We start from the raw sequence: 22553 nt of genomic DNA on the forward strand, positions 1-22553 counted from the left end.
AGCGATGCGTAGGATGGGTGGAGCGAAGCGATACCCATCGCGGCACGCAACGAGAGTGATGGGTTTCGCTGCGCTCTACCCATCCTACGATTCTGAAATTCAAGTCTGGAGTACTGCGCGTGAATCCAAGGGAGCTCGCAACAATGGCCGATGAAGCGCGTTCGCGACTGGGGCGCGGGCTGGCAAGCCTGATCGGAGACGTCGGCGGCGAGGCGGCCGCGCATGTCGAGCGGCCGCGCAACCAGCGCAAGGTGCCGATCGAATTCCTCAAGCCCAACCCGCGCAATCCGCGGCGGAGCTTCGCCGATGCCGAGCTCGGCGAGCTCGCCGATTCGATCAAGGCGCGCGGCGTTATCCAGCCGATCGTGGTGCGCGCGATCAAGGGCGCGCAGGACCGCTTTGAGATCATCGCCGGCGAACGCCGCTGGCGCGCCTCGCAGCTGGCCGGCCTGCATGAAGTGCCGATCGTGCCGGTCGAGGTCTCTGATTCCGACGCGCTCGAGATCATGATCATCGAGAACGTGCAGCGCGAAGATCTTAACGCGATGGAAGAGGCTCTGGGCTACCATTCGCTCGCCGACGAGTTCAAGCGCAGCCAGGAAGACATCGCCAAGATCGTCGGCAAGAGCCGCAGCCACGTCGCCAACATGATGCGGCTGACCAAGCTGCCGGCCGAGGTGCAGGCGCTGATCTCGAAGGGCGATCTGTCCGCCGGCCACGCCCGCGCGCTGATCGGCGTGCCGGATCCGCTCACCACCGCGAAGCGCATCGTCGCCGAGGGTCTCAACGTCCGCCAGGCCGAGGCGCTGGCGCATGAGGAGGGCGTGCCGGAGCGCAAGCCGCAGAAGGTGCGAGCGGGCAGCGCGCCCAAGGTCGACAAGGACGCCGACACGCTGGCGCTGGAGAAGCGCGTCAGCGATGCGCTCGGCCTCGCCGTCACCGTCAGCCACCGCGATCCCGGCGGCACCGTCCAGATCAACTACCGCAACCTCGAGCAGCTCGACGAGGTGGTGCGGCGGCTCGAGGGCGGTTAGTTCGTAGGGCTCTTTCCGTCATTGCGAGCGAAGCGAAGCAATCCATGGTGCGGCATATGCTGTGCAATGGATTGCTTCGTCGCGTTCGCTCCTCGCAATGACGAGGCGGGAAAATTCGGCTACCCCCGCCGTTTCGCATTCACCGCGATGGCCAGCAGCGCACGCTGTGCGATCACGGCGGCGAGGGGGGCCTGCTTGCGCATGTCGAGCGCGGCGGTGGCGAGCTGGTCGATGATGTTCACCAGCCGCGGCGGCGTGAAATTGCGCAGCGCGATCTCGACCGCCGGCTTGCGCGAGAAATGCAGCCGCGGGAAACCGCCTTCGAGCACGGCCGATGCCGGCGTGCCGTCCGCGATCGCCAGCGCCGATTTGTGCAGCCATGCGGCCTGGCGCTGTGCGGCCGAGATGATCACGCCGGGATAGGTGCCGGCGACCATCGCCTTGGTGAACTCGCTCTCGACCAGCGCGGCATTGCCGGCGAACGCGCCGTCGACGATCGGATCGAGCTTCAGCTCGGAGGCGTCGGAGACCACGGTCATGACGTCGTCGAGCGTGATCTCGCCCTTACCGTGCGCGTACAGCGCGAGCTTGCGCAGCTCGTTGCGCGAAGCCATGCGGTCGCCGCCGAGCAGCGACATCAGCACCGCGCGGGCATCGTTCGCGAGCCGCAGGTTCGACAGCCGCAGCTCATCCTCGATCAGCTTGGTCAAGTCGCGTTCGGTGTCGGGATAGCAGCCGATCGCCACCGCGTTCTTGGCCCGCTCGCAGATCTTGCGCAGCGGCGATTCCGGCCGGAGCTCGCCGGCCTCGATCACGATGCGGCAATCCTTCAGGGCTGTGGTCCCGGTCAGCGTCTCGACGCCGCTCGAAAAATTGCGCGAGCCGGCGCGGACGCGGATGGCGCGGCGGCCGCCGAACAGCGGCACCGTCATCGCTTCGTCGACCAGCCGCGACGGTTCGGCGGCGAGCTCGTCGCCGTCGAGCCGCACCAGCGAAAACGGATCGTTGGGATCGTCGACGGCCGAGGCCATCAGCGCGTCGGCGCGCTCGCGCACCAGGCCCAGGTCCGGGCCGTAAAGCAGGATGATCGGTCGGCCGGCATCAGGCCGGGCGAGGAAGGTGTCGATCTCTTTTCCGCGAAGTGCGACCATCTAGCCTTGTGCTGTCATTCCGGGGCGCCTCGTCAGAGGCGAACCCGGAATCTGGAGATGATGGATCGAGATTCCGGGTTCGCGCCGCTGGCGTGCCCCGGAATGACGTCGGTGCCTCAGGTTCCGCTGGAGAAGAACGAGGCGAGCCGGGTCTGGATGTTGTCGGCGATCTCCTGCGCGGCGCGGTCCTCGGCATCGCGGAAGGCGCGGGCGCGGGCATAGCGCTGGTAGGAGCCCGGCATGTCATAGGACACGCGCGAGAACGTGGTGCCGGTCATGACCGACTTGTTTGATGCGATCTCGACCAGGTTGAACTGGGCGTCGATGCCATAGTTCTCGCTGGTCGGCAGCGCGGTGGTCGGGTCGATCATCAGCGAGGAGCGGCTGGTGGTGAAGCGCAACACCAGCCGGTGCGTCGGCGGCGCGCCGGTGGCATTGCCGTAGAGCTTGAAGGCGAGGGCGTTGCGAACCTCGACGCCGACCCGGGCCTCGCGCGAGGCGTTCGGCTTGTCGACCGGCGGAACCTCGACGCCCAGCAGCTTTTCGCGCAGGGCGGACGACTGACCGTCGAGGGTGCGCTCGGCATACATCGGCTGGAAGCATCCGGCCGTCAGCGCGGCCAAGGCGGCCACGGCTACAAGCCGGGCGGCGATCCCAATCCTAGCCGACAACATTGACGATCCTCATGGGCACCACGATCACCTTGCGGACGGGTTTGCCGCCCAGTGCGGCTTTTACCGCATCGAGCGCCAAAACGGCAGCCTCTATATCCGCATTTTGCGCCGTCCGTGGCACGGTAACATCACCTCGCTTTTTACCGTTGACCTGAACGACCAGGGTCACGCTGTCTTCGACCAACAAATCGCGTTCGATTTGCGGCCAATCGGCCTCGGAAACCAGCCCTTGCTGGCCCAGAACCATCCAGCACTCCTCCGCCAGATGCGGCATCATCGGCGAGAACAGCTGGACCAGGATGGCCGCGGCTTCCTTGACCGCCCAGGCGACGTCCGGCGCCGGCGTGTCGCCTTTCGCCAGCACCTCGGCCAGCGCGTTGGCGAATTCGCGGATATGGGCGAGACACACGTTGAAATGCAGCCGCTCGATTCCGGACGACACCTTGTCGAGCGCGCCATGGGCGGCCTTGCGCAGCGCCAGCGCTTCGGGCCCGAAGGTGCCCGGTCGCGCCGCCGGTGCCAGCTTGGCGATCTCGGCCGATTCGTTGACCAGCCGCCACAGCCGCTGCACGAAGCGGGCGGCGCCCTGCACGCGCTCGTCGCTCCAGATCACGTCGCGATCCGGCGGCGAGTCCGACAGCATGAACCAGCGCGCCACGTCGGCGCCGTAGCTTGCGATGATGTCGTCGGGGTCGACGGTGTTCTTCTTCGACTTCGACATCTTCTCGATCGGGCCGATCTCGATGTCCTCGCCGGTCGCCAGCAGCACCGCGCGGCGGGCGTTACCATCAACCTCGATCTTCACCTCGGCCGGGGTGACCCAGGCGCCATCGGCCTTCTGGTAGGTCTCGTGCACCACCATGCCCTGGGTGAACATGCCGGCGAACGGCTCCGACATGTCGATGTGGCCGGTCGCCTTCATCGCGCGGGTGAAGAAGCGGCTGTACAGCAGATGCAGGATCGCGTGCTCGACGCCGCCGATGTACTGGTCGACCGGCATCATCCGGTTGGCGACCGCAAGCGTGGTCGGCGCATCCTTGTTCCAGGGATCGGTGAAGCGCGCGAAGTACCAGGACGAGTCCACGAAGGTGTCCATCGTGTCGGTTTCGCGCACCGCCTTAGCCCCGCACTTCGGGCAGCTGACGTGCTTCCAGGTCGGATGGTGATCGAGCGCGTTGCCCGGCCTGTCGAACGAGACATCCTCCGGCAGCGTCACCGGCAGCTGGTCGTCGGGCACCGGCACCACGTCGCAGGTCGGGCAGTGGATCACCGGGATCGGGCAGCCCCAATAGCGCTGCCGTGAAATGCCCCAGTCGCGCAGCCGGAAATTCACCTGCCGCTCGCCGACCGGCGCATTGCCGCGGACTTCGCTTTCCAGGCGTTTCGCGACGTCTTCCTTGGCCTCGTCGATCGTCATGCCGTCGAGGAAGCGCGAATTGATCATCCGGCCGTCGCCGTCATAGGCGACGTCAGTAATGACGAACGTCTTTGGGTCCTGGCCTTCGGGGCAGACCACCGGCGTGTTGCCGAGATTGTACTTGTTGACGAAGTCGAGGTCGCGCTGGTCGTGGGCCGGGCAGCCGAAGATCGCACCGGTGCCGTATTCCATCAGCACGAAGTTGGCGACATAGACCGGCAGCTTCCAGTTCGGGTCGAACGGATGCACCGCCTTGATGCCGGTGTCGAAACCCTGCTTCTCGGCGGTGTCGATGATCGACTGCGCGGTGCCGATCTTCTTGATGTCGGCGATGAACTCGGCGAGCTTGGGGTTCTTCGCCGCAGCCGCCTGCGCCAACGGATGATCCGCCGAGATCGCCATGAACTTGGCGCCGAACAGCGTGTCCGGCCGCGTGGTGAAGATCTTCAGCTCACTCTCGCCCGCCGGCGTGGTCGCCGGATCCAGCGCGAAGCGGATCAACAGGCCCTCGGAGCGTCCGATCCAGTTGCGCTGCATCAGACGCACCTTGTCGGGCCAGCGGTCGAGACCATCCAGCGCGTCCAGGAGCTCCTGCGAGTACTTGGTGATCTTGAACACCCACTGGCTCATTTCCCGTTGTTCAACAACGGCGCCCGAGCGCCAGCCGCGGCCGTCGATCACCTGCTCGTTGGCGAGTACGGTCATGTCGACCGGGTCCCAGTTCAGCTTGCGCTTCTCGCGCTCGGCGAGGCCGGCAGCCAGCATGTCCAAAAACATCTTCTGCTGATGCTTGTAGTAGCTGGGGTCGCAGGTCGCGAACTCTCTGCTCCAGTCGAGCGACAGCCCGATCGACTTGAGCTGCTTCTTCATCGCGGCGATGTTGTCGTAGGTCCAGGCCTTCGGCGCCACCTTGCGCTCGATCGCGGCATTCTCCGCCGGCAGGCCGAACGCATCCCAGCCCATCGGGTGCAGCACGTTGAAGCCCTTGGCGCGCATGAATCGCGCCAGCACGTCGCCCAGCGTGTAATTGCGGACATGGCCGATATGGATGCGCCCCGACGGGTAGGGAAACATCTCGAGCACGTAGTATTTCGGCCGCGGATCGTCGTTCTTGGAGGCGAAGATCGCCTTTTCGTCCCAAATGGCTTGCCAGCGGGGCTCGGATTCACGGGCGTTGTAGCGTTCGGCGGTCATGAAATCGCAGGAATTCGGGGTGGCTTCGGGTGATTTTCGGGTCCCATCCGGGGACGGCGGACTAGGCCACAAAAACGCCCATGGGGTCAACGGCTTGGGGGCTGGCAAATACTCATGGCTCGCCGTCGGAGTGCGTTGGGGGTTGGCTGGGTTGGGCACCCCGTCAGGAACCTGCTGGGTGTCGTCACCCGGCTTGACCGGGTGACCCAGTACGCCGCGGCCCATCGGCTCAGTTACGGCCGCCTCCGGAATATTGGATCGCCCGGTCGAGCCGGGCGATGACAGCGCTATGTGGGGCGCGACCGGTCAATGTCTGCGCAACGCGTCGGTCGTGTTTGACGCCAAAGGTACGACGGATGAGCGCGCCGATCTCGGAGGCGCGAGATCCTGGATGAAATCTCTCAGTGCCTCGGTGTCGAACGGCTTGCGGAGTATTTTCAGGCTTGGCGGAGCCGCATTCGCAGCATCGCTGTAGCCGGTTGTCAGCGCGATCGGCAAACCCGGGTAGCGCGCCCGCACTTCTCTCGCGAGCCCGACGCCATCGATGGTTCCGGGCATGACGATATCGCTGAAGACGAGATCGATTCTTGTGCCGGCATCGAGCAGTTTTAGCGCCGCTTCGGCCGAATCCCGATAGATCGTTTCATAACCCAGATGCTCGAACAGCGAGGATGTCACGTCAGCCACTTCGGGGCTGTCGTCGACAACGAGGACCGTCTGCCGCTGCGGCTGCCTCGGTCTTGCTCTGGCGGCGGCGAGGTCCTTGCTGGCGGTTTGCTCGTCTGCACTGGACGGCAGGTAGATTGTAATCGTCGTTCCCTGACCAACCTTGCTATCTGCCGTCACCGTTCCGCCCGCCTGGTGGGCGAAACCATAGACCTGGGACAGACCGAGCCCGGTCCCCTTGCCGACTTCCTTGGTCGTGAAGAACGGATCGAACATCTTGGACAGGAGATGTGGCGGAATGCCGGTGCCGGTATCGCTGAGCGCTATCGCAAAGAACGCCTTTGCGCGGCGATCGCCGCCGGTTTCCTGGTTCGCGGTCACCGCATGGACGGACAGGGTGAACGTGCCGCCGTTCGGCATTGCATCGCGCGCATTGACGGCGATGTTGACGATCGCAAGCTCCAGCTCGGCGAGGTCCACCTTGACCGACGCTGTGCCCTCCCCGACGTTCTCGTTGTACACGATGTTGCCACGCAGTGAGCTCTCGATCATGGTCCGCATGTTCTTGATGGACGCATTGAGATCAACGACCGTCGGGCTGAGATGCTGATGACGGGAGAAGGTCAATAATTGGCGCGTGAGGCTCTCGCCGCGTTTCGCCGCGGTCTGGATGGCTTCGATGGCTTTGGGCAGTTTCGGATCGAGCAGGCGCGTGAAGATCTGGGCGCTGCCGCCGATGATCATCAATAGATTGTTGAAGTCGTGCGCAATGCCGCCGGTCAGCTTGCCGATCGCCTCCATCTTCTGCGACATCGCGAGCTGTTCGCGGGCCTGAACCAGCTTCTCCTCCGCGTCGCGACGCTCGGTTGCGTCGCGCAGGATGCTGATGAAGCCGATCAGATGTCCTGCGTCGTCATGGCTCGACGAAACGGAGCCCGTGATGAAGAATGGCGTCCCATTCTTTCTGATGCGCCAACCCTCGACGTCGTACTTGCCCCTTTCGATTGCCGTCTCCAGCGCGTGTGCCGGCGAACCCGCGCGGCGTTCGTCCGGCCGATAAAATATTCCAAAATGCTTGCCGATGATTTCTTCCGAGCTGTAGCCGATGATCTTTTGAGCTGTGCTGTTCCAGCTCGTGACGTGTCCCTCTCGATCAAGCGCAAAGATCGCATAGTCGACGACGCCTTCGATAAGGGTTTGGAAGTGCCGCCTGATGCTGTCGAGCGCCAGGGCCTTCCGTTCAAGCTGACCGTTCAGTTGGTCCCGAACAGAAAGCAGATCGGCTTCCGTGGTCTGTCGCGTCGCGATTGCCGCTGCCAGGGCAAGGGGAGCTGCCGATACGGTGATCGAGAGCACGAGCAAGGATAACAGCGCGCTACTCGGATCCGTTCTCGGAAATGGATCATTTCCCGCCGAGAACCCCCACACGGCCATTCCGATAAAAAAGAACGCAGCCGTCGACGCGGTGCATCGATCACCGCGCAGGCCGGCCCAGATCAAGGGGAGTACGACCAGAAAGCCCAGCAGGCTCCGGTGCGGCAGCGACACGTCGAGGTCGGTGCTGACGAGGTCGCTACCAATGAGCGGGCTGTAAGCAACGATCCCGATGATAGCAGCGAGAGCCGGGACAACGATCGATTCCAGCAGCCTCCATTTGGAAGGAATGCGTAAGGGCATCGTCGCCCAGAGCACGATGACCGGAGCAATCGCCAAGGCTGCGGCAGCGTCGGCAAGCCACCAGGTCACCCCGGCAACGACGGAATCGGAAAAGCTCGATTCGTTGGCGAGTGCGAAGCCGGTCAACGCGATGGTCGAACTGATGATCGCGGTCGGCGCGAAGCAAATGATTGCAAACTTCACGACACCGACAGGCGTGGCAAAGGTCTGGCGGCCGTTCGACCAACGGTCGATCAGCCAAGTTCCGGCACATGCCGCAAGCAGGCTGCCGATCCCGGCGGCGGCAAACTCCAGGAGCGATCGGTCGGCCATAAGGTAAGGAGAAACGGCCCCCAGCGGGATTGCCGGCCAGACCCGGTAGCCGCGCAGCAGGACCAGCGCGAGCGCAAGCCCGGTCGGTGGCCACAGCGGTGTCGCGGTTGGATTGATCGCGGGAAGCAACCGCGCGGCCTCGGCGAGGCCGCCATAAATCGCGGCAATGAGCAGGATTTCGACCGCGTAGGTCGCAATGCTCCGCGCGTCGCCAAAAGCGAGGACCCTGGCTTTGTCGAACGTTGCCCTTTCCATCGCAAGCCTTTGCCGAGGGCGCCTCAAGAATGCTGTGGTGACCTGTCCCCTGATCCAGTGTCACCAAAGAATCGCGTTGTCATGACGTCGATGTTCCCGCCAAGCACTCAACGCAGTTTTGACCAAAGCATGGCCGCACGATGGTGAGTAGAAGTGCGCGGGCAACTTCGCAAATTGGGGCTATCGGGCAGCATCATTGACCTAATAGCAGTGACGCACCGGGAACGGGTCACGGGCGGCATCCGGACTACAAAATGGGTACGATCGCGCTGCGTGTCGATGAGAGCACGAGCGTCATTTTCTTGGCTGCGGGAGGGATGAACTCGTGATGCTGCCCCGCCTGCACGGGGCGATGCGCTAGCTCGCCAGCGCCATCCCGGCTTCATCGAGCGTCTGCAGGAAGCCGTGCTCGATCACGGCGTTGCGGCCGCGGCGCTTGGCGGCGTAGAGGGCGGCGTCGGCGGCTTCGATCAGATCGCCGGGGCGCTGGGTCTCGTTCGGCTTTGTGGTCGCGACGCCGACGCTGACGGTGACGACGCAATGGCTCGACGGCGCATGCGGTACGGCGAGGCCAAGGACCGCGGTACGCACCGTCTCGCCGATCGCGAGCGCATGCGCGGCGTCGGTATTCGGCAGCAGCAGGCAGAATTCCTCGCCGCCATAGCGGCCGGCAAAGCCCATCGTGTCGGCGGCGATTCCGGCCAGCGTTTCGCCGATCCGGGTCAGGCAGGCGTCGCCTTCGGGATGGCCGTAGGTGTCGTTGTAGAGCTTGAAGTGATCGACATCGATCATCATCAGCGACAGCTCGCACTCATATTGCTGTGCCCGCATCCACTCGAAATCGAGCCGGCTTTGGAAGCCACGGCGGTTGGCGAGGCCGGACAGCGCGTCGATCGAGGCCATCACGGTGAGACGGTCGTTGGAGGCGACGAGCTCGCGCTCGCGCTGGCTGAGCTGTGCCGCCATCGCGTTGAAGGCGCGCGCCAGCGGCACGAATTCCGCCGGCAGCTTATGCTTGGCGACGCGCGCCGACCAGTCGCCTTCGCCGAACCGTCGCGCCATGCTGGTCATCAGCTCGATCGGATGGATGACAAGCCGCTCCGCGCCGACCAGCGCACCCAACAGCACGAACAGGCAGACGAAGCCGAGCTGCAGATAGGCGGTGCGGATCTCGCGGTTGATCGCCGCCGTCACCTTGGCCTCGTCCATGCTGACGATCAGCCGTGACTGCGTGCCGGCGATGCGCGCAAAGCTCAGCGTGCGCTGGGCGCCGTCGGATGCGGTGAATGACACCGAGCCTGATGGTTCGTCGTAGCTCAGCGCCTTCTCGGCAATCGCCGCCATCAACGGGATGGTGTCGAGCGAGCGGCCGATCAGGCTGGCATGATCCGCGGGTGCTGCGATCACGACGCCGGTCGAGTCGACGAGGACCGCCGACATGCCGGGCTGGCCGCCGAGATTGGCCATGATCTGCGACAGCCAGTCGATGTTGATGCCGGCGACGACGACGGCATCCTGCTCCGGATTGATCGCGGCCACCGGATAGGCCGCCATCATCATGGGACGGCCGTTGGTCCGACCGCGCAGGTAATCGCTGAACACGAAGCCACGATTGTCCTGCGCTTTCTTGAAATATTCGCGGTCGCCGACATTGAGGCCGACCTGGACGTTGAGGGTCGAGCACTGCACCAGCCCGTCCCTCGAGACGAACATGATGCTGCGGATCCAGGGCAGCACGGTCGGCAGGCTGGCGCGCAGCACCTCACAGCTCTGCGCGATGCCGCCGGAGGCGCGGATATAGGCGGCGGATTTCAGCATGGTCTCGACCGAGGAGACCACTTCGCGCTGGGTTTCGGCGGCGTGCGCGGTGAGGTTGGCGTAGCCGGCCGCGGCCTGCGCGATCTGCGAGGTGCGGAAATTCTCCAGCGTGCGGATCCGATCGAGCATCAGGGGCGCGACCAGCATCAGCGCAAGCAAGGCCAGCCGGGCGCGAATGCCCAGAACCTTCTTGAGTTTGATCCGGTTGCGGTTGAAAGTGACGCCCGACATTCTAGTCCCTTGCCCGTGCGCCAAGGTAGAATGCAGGGCTTCAAAAAGCCTTTCCCGAATTTGGTAAAATTCGAGCCAACCCCGGCATCTGTCAGAGAACGGCACAAGCATGACCCAAAGCCCGACCGCGCCGTTATCGGCTGATTCACCACATGGTCTCGCCGCCGTGGAGCAGGAGATCGCGCACGCCTGCAAGGAAGCGCGGCGCGACCGCGCCTCGGTGACCTTGATCGCGGTGTCGAAGACATTCGCGGCCGACGCAATTTTACCGATTGTCGGCGCCGGACAGCGCGTATTTGGCGAAAATCGCGTGCAGGAAGCCAAGGGCAAATGGCCGAAGTTAATCCAGGCTCATCCGGGACTGAAGCTTCACCTGATCGGGCCGTTGCAGTCGAACAAGGCCAAGGAGGCCGTCGCGCTGTTCGATGCGATCCATTCGGTCGACCGCGCCAGCATTTGCGAAGCGTTAGCCAAGGAAATCAAAAATCAAGGGAAACACCCGGACCTGTTCGTCCAGATCAACACCGGCGAGGAGCCGCAGAAAGCCGGCGTCTCGCCGCAGGACGCGGATACCTTCATCGCGGCGTGTCGCGAGACATATGGCCTGCAGATTTCAGGACTGATGTGCATCCCGCCGGTCGACCAGGCGCCGGCGCCGCATTTCGCACTCTGCGCCAAGATCGCCGCGCGCAACGGCTTGAAGAATCTCTCGATGGGCATGAGCGCCGATTTCGCGGTGGCGATCGCGATGGGTGCGACCCATGTGCGGGTGGGCTCAGCGATCTTCGGCACGCGTACGGTGCCGCACGCGTAGTGGCGTTGCGGCGTTCGCTTGGTCCGTAAACTCGTCATCCTGAGGAGCCGCGAAGCTGCGTCTCGAAGGATCGACGGCCACCGGCCGGGCCGTGCATCCTTCGAGGCTCGCTCCGCTCGCACCTCAGGATGACGGTGTTGGCGATCATCACTGACCAGCGGTCTCAGCCCGATGGTGACCCCAAATGAGATGTTGTCCCTGCCTGGTACGCAATTGCGCACCAGGCAGGGACGACAGCGGTATGTGCGGCGCGTGCGCTGCCTACGCGAACTTCACCGACACCTTGCCGATCGCGCCGAAATCGGCAGCGAACGCATCACCCGCGGCGATCGGCAGTGGCGGATGGCAGGTGCCTGTGGTGACCACCTCCCCTGCCCGCAACGTCAGCCCAAGTGCGCGCAGCTCGTTGGCGCACCAGGTGAGCGCGACACGGGGATCGCCGAGCACGTTCCTGCCGTGACCGATGTAACGCTCGCCGCGCAGCGTGATGGTCGGGCGCTCTTCGACCAGGTCGATCGCACGCCAGTCGGCTGACGTTGCTGCTCCGAGCACGAACAGATGCGCGCAGGCATTGTCGGCGATCAGCTGGGCCTCGCCGGCGGAGACGAAATCGGCGAACCGCGAATCCGGAATCTCGATCGCCGGATGCAGCGTGCCGACTGCGTCCAAAACGTCCTGCACGCCGTAGGGCGTCGCGCGCGGCGCGAGATCGTGCGCCATGCGGAAGGCGTATTCCGGCTCGCCGACCCGCATCTCGTTGCCGGTCATCGACGCGGTGCCGCCATCCGGTAGCACCGTCTCGGCGAGGATGCGTCCGGCCAGCGGCCCCGCGACATTGATGTGCTTCTGGCCGGCCGCGCTGGTCGCCGCGATCTTCCAGCCGAACAGTTTTTCGCGCGAGGTCTTTCCCAGCTGGGCCTGCACCGCATAGCCCTCGGCGCGATCGCGCGGCCGTATGGCGCTATCGAGCGCGCCGAGTTTCGTTCCCGCGCGCCAGTGCTCGCTCAGGACTTTTGCGGCGGCGGCGATCTGGTTGTTGTCGAGCATGGTTGAAGTCCCAACTGCATTGGTCTTGCCATATCATAAAGCTCTCAGCCCCGTCATTGCGAGGAGCGATAGCGACGAAGCAATCCATGCTTCCGCATTTGCGGGGCGATGGATTGCTTCGCTTCGCTCGCAATGACAGGAGAGGGTGGATCTACCCGATCACGATCTTTGTCTTTGGCGACATCCGCCGCAACAGCCGCAGCATCGACGCCTTGGTCATCGAGACGCAGCCCGCGGTCGGCGAAAAATTCGGCCGCGCCAGATGCAGGAACACGGCGCTGCCGCGGCCGGCGATACGCGGCGCGGCGTTGTGATCGATCTCGACGATGAAGTCGTAAAGATGATCCTCGCGGGTCAGGCGGTCGCCGGCCTGCTCGCGGTCGAGCCGGATCGGCTGGTTGTAATGGCGGTCGGCGGGATCCTCGCACCAGGCGTCCTCGCGGCGGATCGGCCGCGTCGGCAGCAAGGTCAACGGGCGCCGGTGCCGATCGGCGCGCCACCACAATTGCCTTGGATGGAAGATGCCGCGCGGCGTGCCGCCGTCGCCCTCGCGCTTGTTGGCGAGGATTCCGCCGCGTCCAAGCGCCACGGGAATCGTCCAGCCATCGGCCGTCAGCCAGCCGCGGCGCGGATCGCCGGCGGCCGCCCGGACCTCGATGGCGGAGAGCGGGCGATCACGTTTGGCTGTCATATAAGTGATTGAAATGGCTGACCTTCCCTTAAGAATCGTTCAAAAATGAACTTGCCTTGAACGCCCCAGACATTCTATCTCCCGGCATTACAGGACATTCACGTCCTGCCCCGCCGGATTTGAGGTAGACTGCGTTGCCTTGTGAATCGGTAACAATCGCCTACCTGAGCACATATCTAGCCGATGTTACGGCCCTAAGCGCCCTCCGCTTCTGACCGCCCCGCCCCCGAAGGATTGTACCAATGGCCAATGCCCGCAAGATCTTGATCGTGGATGACGATACCGATCTGCGCGATACGCTGGTCGAGCAGCTGTCCCTGCACGAGGAATTCGAAGCCTCCGCGGTCGACACCGGCGCCAAGGGCGCCACTGCCGCCAAAGCCAATTCCCCCGATCTGGTCCTGATGGATGTCGGCCTGCCCGACACCGACGGCCGCGAAGTGGTCCGCAGCCTGCGCAAGGGCGGCTTCAAGGCCCCGATCATCATGCTGACCGGCCATGACACTGATTCCGACACCATCCTGGGGCTGGAAAGCGGCGCCAACGACTACGTGGCAAAACCGTTCCGCTTCGCGGTGCTGCTGGCCCGGATCCGAGCCCAGCTGCGCCAGCACGAGGCCAGCGAGGACGCGGTGTTCTCGGTCGGCCCCTACTCGTTCCGGCCCGGCTCGAAGATGCTGACCGGCGCCAATGCCCGCAAGGTGCGGCTGACCGAGAAGGAAACCGCGATCCTGCGCTTCCTCTACCGCGCCGGCCAGATGCCGGTGTCGCGCGAGACCCTGCTCCAGGAAGTCTGGGGCTACAATTCCGGCGTCACCACCCACACGCTGGAAACCCACATTTACCGCCTCCGCCAGAAGATCGAGAAGGACGCCGCCAACCCGGAAATCCTGGTCACGGAAGCCGGTGGCTACAAGCTGGTGCCGTGATACGCTTCGCGCTCAACGATTCGTGAAATCGAGGCGCACCGCGGTTACCGGACCTGAATGTCGATCGATGATGACGTAGCCCTGCTCGAGCGGGTCCCGACGATGCGTCTGTTGGGCGACAGTTCCTTGCGCATGCTGGCGATCGGCTCCGAGCAACGCGACTTCAACGCAGGCGAAGTGCTGTTCAAGACCGGCGACACGGCGGACGCCGGCTATGTCGTGCAGCGCGGCACCTTCCGCGTCGAGGAAGGCGGCGCCGAGATCATCGCCGGTCCCGGCGCACTGATCGGCGAGCTCGCATTGATCGTCGCGATGAAGCGGCCGTCGACCGCGACCGCGCTGGAGCGCGGCTCGGTGATCCGCGTCGCGCGCAGCCTGTTCCAGCGCGTGCTGGAAAGCGATCCCGCCGCCGCCCGCCGCCTGCGCGACGAACTCGCGCTGCGCACCAGCCAGCTCGCCAGCGATATTCTGATGGCAGGCGGGAAGCTGAGTACGTAGCTGCCGCTCATTGACCCGTCACCCTGAGAGCTTGTGACGGATTCGGCTCCTGCGGAGTTTTTGGCGGCTGTTCGTCGCAGCAATTGGCAGGTTTGAGTTCGAGTTCGGCGATGACCCGTTGTTTAGGCTCTGGAGAGGCGGTTGCCTTGCAGGATGTTGTTGACGAGGGCGTACCAGAGCACGACGGCACGGACCTTTTCGATGCCGCGCACGGTCAATTGCCGCAGGTCCCAATTGCGCCAGCGGGCATGGATGCACTCGCAGATCGACCGGGACCTGTATCGGGCCTTGCCCTCTTCGCTCGCCATTCGCGCACGCCAGGCCAACACCCCCGGACCGTCGCCGCGCCGCGGTAGATAGGGATCGGTACCGTGCTTGGATTGAGTGGGCGGACAAAAGATATCGATGCCCTCGGCATAGGCCCATTCGATGTCCTCGGCACTGCCAAAGCCGCCATCGACGAGATGGTCCTTGGGCAACCCTCCGGGCCGCGCACGCTGCCGCTCCAGCATGGGACGCATCAGGCCGCGATCGGATCCGATGTTGCAAATTCTGGTGTCGACGACGATCTGCTCCCCGGCCACGCTCGTCACCTGCACGTTGTAGGCGGGGCGGAAGCCGCCGTTCGCCATCTTCATGACCCGTGCATAGGCGTCCGTCGTGGAGGCCCGCGGCTCCTTCGGCGTCTTGCCGTTGCCGCGACTTTCTTCGCGCTCCTTGCGCTGCTGCTTGATCTCGGCGAGCGCCGTCTGCGCCGCCTTCACCCGCGCGCTGCGTTCCCGCGCGGCCCGCTCCTTGGCTGCCCGGGCACGCTTATTGCTGGCGTCCGAGCGTGTGTCGACCTCGCGCTTGAGGTCTTCCACCACGGCCTCAGCCTGCGCCAAATGCTTATCCAGCGTCGCCTCGCGCCGGAACGAGGCGGCCCCGGCGCTGGCCCGGACCCGCATGCCATCCTGCGCCAAGGTCTCCAGATCGACGAGACCGGCCTTTGCCAACGCTGCCAGATGCTCACTGAGCAGTCGGTCAAGCAGATCGGCGTTGCCGACCCGGAAGTCCGCCAGCAGGTGATAGTTCACCGACACCCCGCCGCACAGCCAGCGATAGGCATCGTGGCTCTCGCACAGCCGCTCCAACGCCCGCGCGCTGCCAACGCCTTCGCTGGCGGCATAGAGCCACAGCGCCAGCAAAAGCCGGGGCGAGGTCGCGGGGTGACCGGGACGATCGCCGCGAGCCTTGATCCGGTCCTCCAACTCACTCAGATCAAGCTCTTCGACATAAGACCAGATCAGCCGCACCGGATGGTCTTCCCCGATCAGGCTCTCAATATCAACCGCTCGCAGCGCAATCTGGTCGCGCTGGGGCTCACGCAGCCGCGGAGCGCCGGGCAAGCCCGCTTCGACTGGTGGCTTCGCCTGCTCCGGCAGGTCCCCAAACAACTCATCGGCAGCCAACATCACCTCCCGCGAATCCATCATCGCCAGAGAATCACACCGCGCCGGCTTTCGGCTATAATGCTCGCTGAAACCCCAAAAAAATCACACCCTCTGAGGAGCGCGCTCTTGCGCGCGTCTCGAAGGGTCGACGGCCACGAGCCGGGCCGTGCATCCTTCGAGACGCCGCTTCGCGGCTCCTCAGGATGACGGAGGACAAGCTTCGCGTTGATGCGGCGTCAAACCTCCATCACCGCGGTCACCGGCACATGATCCGACGGACGCTCCCAGCTGCGGGCGTCGCGGGTGATCTTGAAATCGCTGACCTGATCCTTCAGCGCGCGCGAGACCCAGATGTGGTCGAGCCGGCGACCGCGGTCGCCGACGGTCCAGTCCGCGGCGCGGTAGCTCCACCAGGTGTAGACCTTTTCCGACAGCGGGATTCGTTCGCGCGCGATGTCGAACCATTCGCCATGCGCTTGGGCTGCGAGCAGCTTCTCGGTCTCGACCGGCGTGTGCGAAACCACCTTCAGCAACTGCTTGTGCGACCAAACGTCATTCTCGTGCGGCGCGACGTTGAGGTCGCCGACCAGGATGTGGCGGTCGTCGCCGCGCGGATGCAGCGGCTCGCACGCCTTCATCTCGTCGAGGAATTGCAGCTTGTGCTCGAACTTCGGATTGAGCGCGGGATCGGGAATGTCGCCGCCGGCCGGCACGTAGAAATTATGCAGCACCAGCGGCTTTGCGAGCTGCGCCTTCTCCCCGAAGGAAACTGAGATGTGCCGCGAATCGATCTTGTCGCAGAACGTCCGGATGTCGGTCGTCTCGAACGGCAGCCGCGACACGATGGCGACGCCGTGATAGCCCTTCTGCCCGTTCAGCGCGACGTGCTCATAGCCGAGCCGCTTGAAGCGCTTCAGCGGAAACGCATCGTCGATGCACTTGGTCTCCTGCAGGCACAGCACATCCGGCCGCGCGCTTTTCAGGAATTTGGCGACGATGTCGATGCGCAGGCGCACCGAGTTGATGTTCCAGGTGGTGATGGAGAACCGCATGAGAACGGCGTCTTAGCACGGTTCTCGATGCGGATTTCAATTGTCCACAGGAGGACTCTTACCTCGCCCCGCTTGCGGGCAGAGGTCGGATCGCATGGAGCGAAGCGCAATGTGATCCGGGTGAGAGGGACTCACCACGTACTCACGTCTTTCGAACATGCTAAGACAGCCCCTCACCCCAACCCTCTCCCCGCAAGAGCGGGCGAGGGAGAAGGATGGCTACCCCGGCGAAGACCCCGGATAGGTCGTGAAGTCGATCTTGAACAGGCCCGGATCGGGCTTCTGTGTCGCGTCGAGATTGTAGACCGCAACGGTCGTGTCGTAGCCCTGCGGGTCGGTGACGGTCCACTGCTTGAGCTTGCCGTCCTTGGCGCCGATCATCAGCAGGAAGCGGCTGGTGCCGACCAGCGCCTGCTTCTCCTCGATCGTGATGCTGATGAACACGTCGTCGGCGGTGACGCTGATGACGTTGGTGTCCTTCATCAGATCGATGCGGTCCGACAGCAGATAGCGCAGCGGGGTCTGCGACAGCGGATAGACGTCCTGGGTGGCGAGCCTGCGGTCGCGCACCGCGACCGACGAGCCGTCGGCGATCACCTCGATGGTGCTCGGATTGTCATATTCGAAGCGCAGCTTGCCGGGCTTCTGGATGTAGAAATCGCCCTTGGTCTTGGTGCCGTCGGGGCCGACCTGGACGAAATTCCCGACCAGCGTCTGCAGCGACGACAGATAGGCCGAGACCTTGGCGGCCTGCGCCTTCTGGTTGGCGTCGAAGGTCTGGAAGATGTTCGCGGGCACGTTGCGACGCGGATCGGGAATCACCGGATCCGGCGGCGGCTGGGTTGCGCCCGTGGTGGTCGGGCCCTTGTCCGCATTGCTCTGCGCGCCGGCGTCCTTCTTCGCCGCTGACTTGGGTGCGGGTTTCGGCGTCGTCGGCGCATTCTGCGCCGTCGCGGCGCCGGCGATCGCGGCGGTGACGAGAACAGCCAGCGCAGTGCGCCTGCCGCGGTCAATGAGGTGTTTTGCCATCAGATATGTCAGGTCTCTGTTCGACGCTCGTCCCGCTTGGCCGGATTTTATCCCGCCTCTTCCGAGGGAGATATGGTTTTTCCGTGATGATCATCCCCGATCAGAACTGGCCTTCTTCCTCCCCGACCAGGATTTCGCGCTTTCCGGCGTGATTCGCCGGTCCCACGATGCCCTCAAGTTCCATCCGCTCCATCAGCGAGGCGGCGCGGTTATAGCCGATTTGCAGCCGGCGCTGGATGTAGGAGGTCGATGCCTTGCGGTCGCGCTTGACGATCGCAACCGCCTGCGTGAACAGATCGCCGCCGCCGTCGCCACCCATGCCGGTGGCATCGAACACGGCGCCGTCCTCGTCGGTCGGCTCTTCCGCGGTGACGGCTTCGAGATATTCCGGGGCGCCTTGCGTCTTGAGGTGACGCACCACCTTCTCGACTTCCTCGTCGGAGGCGAACGGGCCGTGCACGCGGCTGATGCGGCCGCCGCCTGCCATGTAGAGCATGTCGCCTTGGCCGAGCAGCTGCTCGGCGCCCATCTCGCCGAGGATGGTGCGGCTGTCGATCTTCGACGTCACCTGGAAGGCGATGCGGGTCGGGAAGTTGGCCTTGATCGTGCCGGTGATGACGTCGACCGACGGGCGCTGTGTGGCGAGGATCACATGCAGGCCGGCGGCGCGCGCCATCTGCGCCAGGCGCTGGACCGCGCCTTCGATGTCCTTGCCGGCGACCATCATCAGGTCGGCCATCTCGTCGACGATGATGACGATGTAGGGCAGCGGCTCGAGGTCGAGCTTTTCTTCCTCGTAGATCGCCTTGCCGGTCTCCTTGTCGAAGCCGGTATGCACGGTGCGCGTCAGCTCTTCGCCCTTGGCCTTGGCTTCGACCAGGCGTGCATTGTAGCCGTCGATGTTGCGGACGCCGAGCTTGGCCATCCGCTTGTAGCGCTCTTCCATCTCGCGCACGGCCCATTTCAGCGCGACCACCGCCTTCTTCGGGTCGGTGACGACGGGCGTCAAGAGATGCGGGATGCCGTCATAGACGGAGAGTTCGAGCATCTTCGGATCGACCATGATCAGGCGGCACTGGTCCGGCCGCAGCCGGTAGACCAGGCTCAGGATCATGGTGTTGATCGCGACCGATTTGCCGGAGCCGGTGGTGCCGGCGATCAGCATATGCGGCGTCCGCGCGAGGTCGATGATGACGGGATCGCCGCCGATCGTCTTGCCGAGGCACAGCGGCAGTTTCGCCACCGACTCGGTGCTCTCCTTCGCGACCAGAAGCTCGCGCAGATAGACCTTCTCGCGATGCGCGTTCGGCAGCTCGATGCCGATCGCGTTGCGACCGGCGACCACGGCGACGCGGGCCGACAGCGCGCTCATCGAGCGGGCGATGTCGTCGGACAATCCGATTACGCGTGACGATTTGATGCCGGGCGCGGGCTCGAGCTCGTACAGCGTGACCACCGGGCCCGGATTGGCCTTGACGATCTCGCCGCGCACGCCGAAATCCTGCAGCACGCCTTCCAGCGCGCGCGAATTGTTCTCCAGCTCGGCCTTGCTCAGCGGCTGGCGGTCGCTCGCCTTGGGCGCGCTGAGTACCGAGACCGACGGCAGCTCGAACTTGTCGGAATTCTTCTTTTTCGGCTTCGGCTCGGCCTTCTTGCGCGGCGCACGGGCGGCGGGAGCTTCCTCCTCGTCGTCCTCTTCTTCCTCGTCGTCGAAAGCCTCGGCCTCGTCTTCGTCCTCGCCGTGATCGCCACGCGCCGGTGCGATCGAGGGCGCCGCGCGGCCGCCGCCGATATTGGGCTCCTGGCGCTCGAACGCCGCGCTGCGGCCCTGCGCGCCGCTCGACACCAGCGATTTATAGGCGGTGGCGAACAGCCAGCCGAGCCGCGCTTTCGCGCTCATCAGCGCGTGGAACAGCCAGCCCAGCGAGACCGAGCTGCGGTCGTTGTCTTCCTCCTCGACGAACGGCTCGTCGTCGTCGGAGATCGGCGTCAGCTCCTCGTCCTGCTCCTTGGCGCCCCAGCCGCAGGCGAACAGGAAGCAGGCCGCCATAGCGACGAACAGCATCAAGCCGAGCACGACGCGGTAGATGAAGCCGGGCGGCCCGAACACCACGGCCGGCGCGCGCAGCAAGGCGTCGCCAACCACGCCGCCGAGCCCGGTCGGCAGCGGCCATGCGGTGTTGTGCGGCCAGCAGCTGGCAAAGCCGGCCGCGATCACCGTGCACAGGATCCAGCAGCCAAGCCGCAGTGCCTCGCGGTCGAACGGCCGATGCGTCAACATCCGCCAGCCCCACACTGCGACCGGCAGCAGCAGCATGATGGCGCCGAGCCCGAGGATCTGCATCAGGAGGTCGGCGCCGATCGCGCCGGGATAGCCGAGCACGTTGCGGATCGCGCGCGAGGTGGCGTGGCTCAGCGACGGATCCTGCACCGACCAGGTCATCAGCGCCGCGGCGACCGCACCCGACAGCGCGATCAGGCCGAGCCCGGTGAGTTCGCGCAGCCGCCGCGCCAGCGCCTCGCGCAACGAGAGCGGCAGATGGCCGACCAGGGGGATGACACGTTCGATCGCTGGCATACTCAATCTTCGCGCTTGGCGATTAACCCAGGGTTTCGACCAGGCGATGCATCGCCTCGGCCGTCGATTCACTGTCGGAGACCAGCGCAAGGCGGATATAGCCCGCGCCCGGATTGGAACCGTCGCTCTGCTCGCGCGCCAGATAGCTGCCGGGAATCACGCGAACGCCGGCGTCGCGATACAGTCTGACCGTCGTCTCCTCGTCGCCGCCGCGATCGGAGACGTCGAGCCAGACGCAGAAGCCGCCGGCGGGACGCTTGTAGCCGTAGCGGTTGCCGAGGATCTGGTCGGCGAAATCGAACTTGATGCGATAGAGCCTGCGGTTCTCCTCGACATGCGCCTCGTCGCTGTAGGCGGCGACCGCGACATGTTGCAGCGGCACCGGCACCTGCGGTGCGGCGACATTGCGCAGCTCGAGGAATGTGGCGAGAAATCTCCGGTCGCCCGCGGCGAAGCCGACGCGCATGCCCGGCAGGTTCGAGCGTTTCGACAGCGACTGGAACGCGACCACGTTGGTGAAGTCGGGGCCGGCGCATTCCAGCATGCTGCCCGGTGCCTCGCGGGTGTAGATCTCCGAATAGCACTCGTCGGAGAGGATCATGAAGCCGTGGCGATCGGCGAGCTGCTTCAGCCGCGTGAAATAGGCGCGTGAGGCGACCGAGCCCTGCGGATTGGCCGGCGAGGCAATGAAGAACGCCACTGTGCGCGCCCACGTCGCCTCGTCGATCGCATCGAGATCGGGCAGGAAACCGTTGGCGAGCGTGGTCGGCAGATGGATCTGCTCGCAACCGGCGGCGCGCGCGCCGGCGCCGTAGGCCGGATAGAACGGGTTCGGCATCAGGACCGCGGGGCGGCCCTTGCGCGGCGAGACGTAGCGTGCCGCCGTGATCGCGGCAAAGAACAGCCCCTCGCGGCTGCCGTTCAGCACCAGCACCTCGCTCTCCGGATCGATCGGACGCGGCAATTGGAACCGGCTGGAGAGCCAGGTCGCGGCCGCGCGGCGGAACGGCTCGATGCCCTTGGCCATCGGGTAGCGGCCGAACTCGGCGGTGTGCTTGGCGAGCACCGGCCCGACGAAATCGGGCACCGGGTGCTGCGGCTCGCCGACCGATAGCGCAATCAATGGCTTAGCCGGTTGGTACGGCGCCAGCAGCTCGGTGGTACGCACGAATGGAGAACGCTCGGCCTGGCCGGCGGATGCGGCATCGGCGGCGCCCTGCGCCAAGCCGGATGAGGCGGTCATTGCCATGATTGAAATGCCAGCACTTTCACTGCGGTCGGAGGAGTGGGGCGCCGACCGTAAACCGATCAAATCACCATAGATAGGGCGAGGTTAAGACGCGATTAACCATCGGCGGCGCCCGCGATGGGCAGGCGCGTGATATCAGCGTCGACCGCAAAAAATCGAACCCAAAATTGCACCGAGACATGATCCACCGCCGCGCCGTCAGGAGAGCCTCACGTCGCTGTCGCTTGCCGAAATCCTCAAACGCTATTTGCGCGACGGCGTAGCCCGGATGAAGCGAAGCGAAATCCGGGGCCGGTCTTTACGCGGGGAGGCTCTCCCGGATTGCGCCGCGCTTGATCCGGGCTACGCACCCGATGTGTGACGACTACCGCGCCGGCAGCTTCTCGAACGACGGCTTGCCGTCGGGAATGTGGTGGAAGGTCTGCTTGTCGCAGGTGTAGATCGTCATCTGCGGGGTGAACACGCTGGGATCGTCGAAGGTGCCGACCTTCAGGATGGTGGCGGGCAGGCCCGGCACCTTGGTCACCAGATGGGTGCCGCATTCCGGGCAGAACTCGCGCGTCACCGCGCGCTCGAGATCCTTGCGGGTGAACTGCTTGGGCTGGCTTGCGGTGTATTTGAAGCCGGTGGTCGGCATCGCCATGAACATGTTCGGGCCGCCGCCGGTGATGTACTGGCATTCGCGGCACAGGCATTGCGCCGCCATCATCGGTTCGCCCTCGGCCTCGTAGCGCACGTTGCCGCAGTAGCACCTGCCCTGCACCTTCATGACGTCCTCCCGCTTTTGTTGTCAGTTTCGTTGTT

17 protein-coding genes are annotated in these 22553 nt (G+C 64.8%); 4 read left to right on the forward strand and 13 right to left on the reverse strand.

The features are described from left to right. The first annotated feature begins 143 nt into the window (after nt 1-143). On the forward strand, nt 144-1034 hold the full coding sequence (locus ACVW17_RS07860) for a ParB/RepB/Spo0J family partition protein (protein WP_456751355.1): 891 nt from the start codon (nt 144-146) through the stop codon (nt 1032-1034). 119 nt (nt 1035-1153) lie between these two features. Here ACVW17_RS07860 and holA read toward each other — a convergent pair whose 3' ends face one another. The 5 genes from holA to ACVW17_RS07885 form a co-directional block, all read right to left on the reverse strand. Then, the gene (gene holA / locus ACVW17_RS07865; RefSeq protein WP_456751356.1) at nt 1154-2185 is read right to left on the reverse strand and encodes a DNA polymerase III subunit delta; all 1032 of its coding nucleotides are present in this window, start codon (nt 2183-2185) and stop codon (nt 1154-1156) included. Nucleotides 2186-2301: 116 nt separating this feature from the next. Continuing rightward, the gene (lptE, locus tag ACVW17_RS07870) at nt 2302-2859 is read right to left on the reverse strand and encodes an LPS assembly lipoprotein LptE (protein ID WP_456751357.1); all 558 of its coding nucleotides are present in this window, start codon (nt 2857-2859) and stop codon (nt 2302-2304) included. Further along, nucleotides 2846-5470, reverse strand: a complete 2625-nt coding sequence (gene leuS, locus ACVW17_RS07875; RefSeq protein WP_456751358.1) for a leucine--tRNA ligase — start codon at nt 5468-5470, stop codon at nt 2846-2848. Before leuS ends, lptE begins: the two co-directional genes overlap by 14 nt. Before the next feature lie 306 nt (nt 5471-5776). Then, nucleotides 5777-8380, reverse strand: coding sequence for an MASE1 domain-containing protein (locus ACVW17_RS07880; RefSeq protein ID WP_456796999.1), 2604 nt, complete (start codon nt 8378-8380; stop codon nt 5777-5779). A 357-nt stretch (nt 8381-8737) separates the two neighbouring features. Next, nucleotides 8738-10429, reverse strand: a complete 1692-nt coding sequence (locus ACVW17_RS07885) for a sensor domain-containing diguanylate cyclase (RefSeq protein WP_456751360.1) — start codon at nt 10427-10429, stop codon at nt 8738-8740. A gap of 109 nt (nt 10430-10538) precedes the next feature. Between ACVW17_RS07885 and ACVW17_RS07890 the strand changes: the two genes are divergently transcribed. Beyond that, on the forward strand, nt 10539-11243 hold the full coding sequence (locus tag ACVW17_RS07890; RefSeq protein WP_456751361.1) for a YggS family pyridoxal phosphate-dependent enzyme: 705 nt from the start codon (nt 10539-10541) through the stop codon (nt 11241-11243). Nucleotides 11244-11504: 261 nt separating this feature from the next. On the opposite strand, the gene ACVW17_RS07895 is transcribed toward ACVW17_RS07890, so the two are convergent. Continuing rightward, the gene (locus ACVW17_RS07895) at nt 11505-12290 is read right to left on the reverse strand and encodes a 2-keto-4-pentenoate hydratase (RefSeq protein WP_456751362.1); all 786 of its coding nucleotides are present in this window, start codon (nt 12288-12290) and stop codon (nt 11505-11507) included. Between the two features lie 151 nt (nt 12291-12441). Beyond that, a complete protein-coding gene (locus ACVW17_RS07900; RefSeq protein ID WP_456751363.1) occupies nt 12442-12981 on the reverse strand; it encodes a L,D-transpeptidase family protein in 540 nt (179 codons plus the stop codon). A 242-nt stretch (nt 12982-13223) separates the two neighbouring features. Between ACVW17_RS07900 and ACVW17_RS07905 the strand changes: the two genes are divergently transcribed. Both ACVW17_RS07905 and ACVW17_RS07910 read left to right on the forward strand, forming a co-directional pair. Then, nucleotides 13224-13910, forward strand: coding sequence for a response regulator transcription factor (locus ACVW17_RS07905; protein ID WP_016841446.1), 687 nt, complete (start codon nt 13224-13226; stop codon nt 13908-13910). Between the two features lie 57 nt (nt 13911-13967). After that, a complete protein-coding gene (locus ACVW17_RS07910; RefSeq protein ID WP_050627983.1) occupies nt 13968-14408 on the forward strand; it encodes a Crp/Fnr family transcriptional regulator in 441 nt (146 codons plus the stop codon). 122 nt (nt 14409-14530) lie between these two features. Here the strand turns inward: ACVW17_RS07910 and ACVW17_RS07915 are convergent, their stop codons facing one another. The 6 genes from ACVW17_RS07915 to ACVW17_RS07940 form a co-directional block, all read right to left on the reverse strand. Then, entirely contained in the window at nt 14531-15862 is a 1332-nt protein-coding gene (locus ACVW17_RS07915) for an IS1182 family transposase (protein ID WP_456756305.1), read from the reverse strand. 215 nt (nt 15863-16077) lie between these two features. Continuing rightward, nucleotides 16078-16893, reverse strand: a complete 816-nt coding sequence (locus tag ACVW17_RS07920; protein ID WP_456751364.1) for an exodeoxyribonuclease III — start codon at nt 16891-16893, stop codon at nt 16078-16080. Nucleotides 16894-17112: 219 nt separating this feature from the next. Continuing rightward, complete coding sequence (locus ACVW17_RS07925; RefSeq protein WP_456751365.1) at nt 17113-17922, reverse strand: outer membrane lipoprotein carrier protein LolA; 810 nt, start codon at nt 17920-17922, stop codon at nt 17113-17115. A 100-nt stretch (nt 17923-18022) separates the two neighbouring features. Next, nucleotides 18023-20506 (reverse strand): DNA translocase FtsK, encoded by a 2484-nt coding sequence (locus tag ACVW17_RS07930; protein ID WP_456797000.1) that lies wholly within the window; start codon nt 20504-20506, stop codon nt 18023-18025. 16 nt (nt 20507-20522) lie between these two features. Continuing rightward, the gene (locus ACVW17_RS07935) at nt 20523-21749 is read right to left on the reverse strand and encodes an aminotransferase class I/II-fold pyridoxal phosphate-dependent enzyme (protein WP_456797001.1); all 1227 of its coding nucleotides are present in this window, start codon (nt 21747-21749) and stop codon (nt 20523-20525) included. A 364-nt stretch (nt 21750-22113) separates the two neighbouring features. Beyond that, complete coding sequence (locus tag ACVW17_RS07940; RefSeq protein WP_456751368.1) at nt 22114-22518, reverse strand: GFA family protein; 405 nt, start codon at nt 22516-22518, stop codon at nt 22114-22116. Between the last annotated feature and the right edge of the window lie 35 nt (nt 22519-22553).

Source organism: Bradyrhizobium sp. USDA 4473, assembly GCF_054063335.1.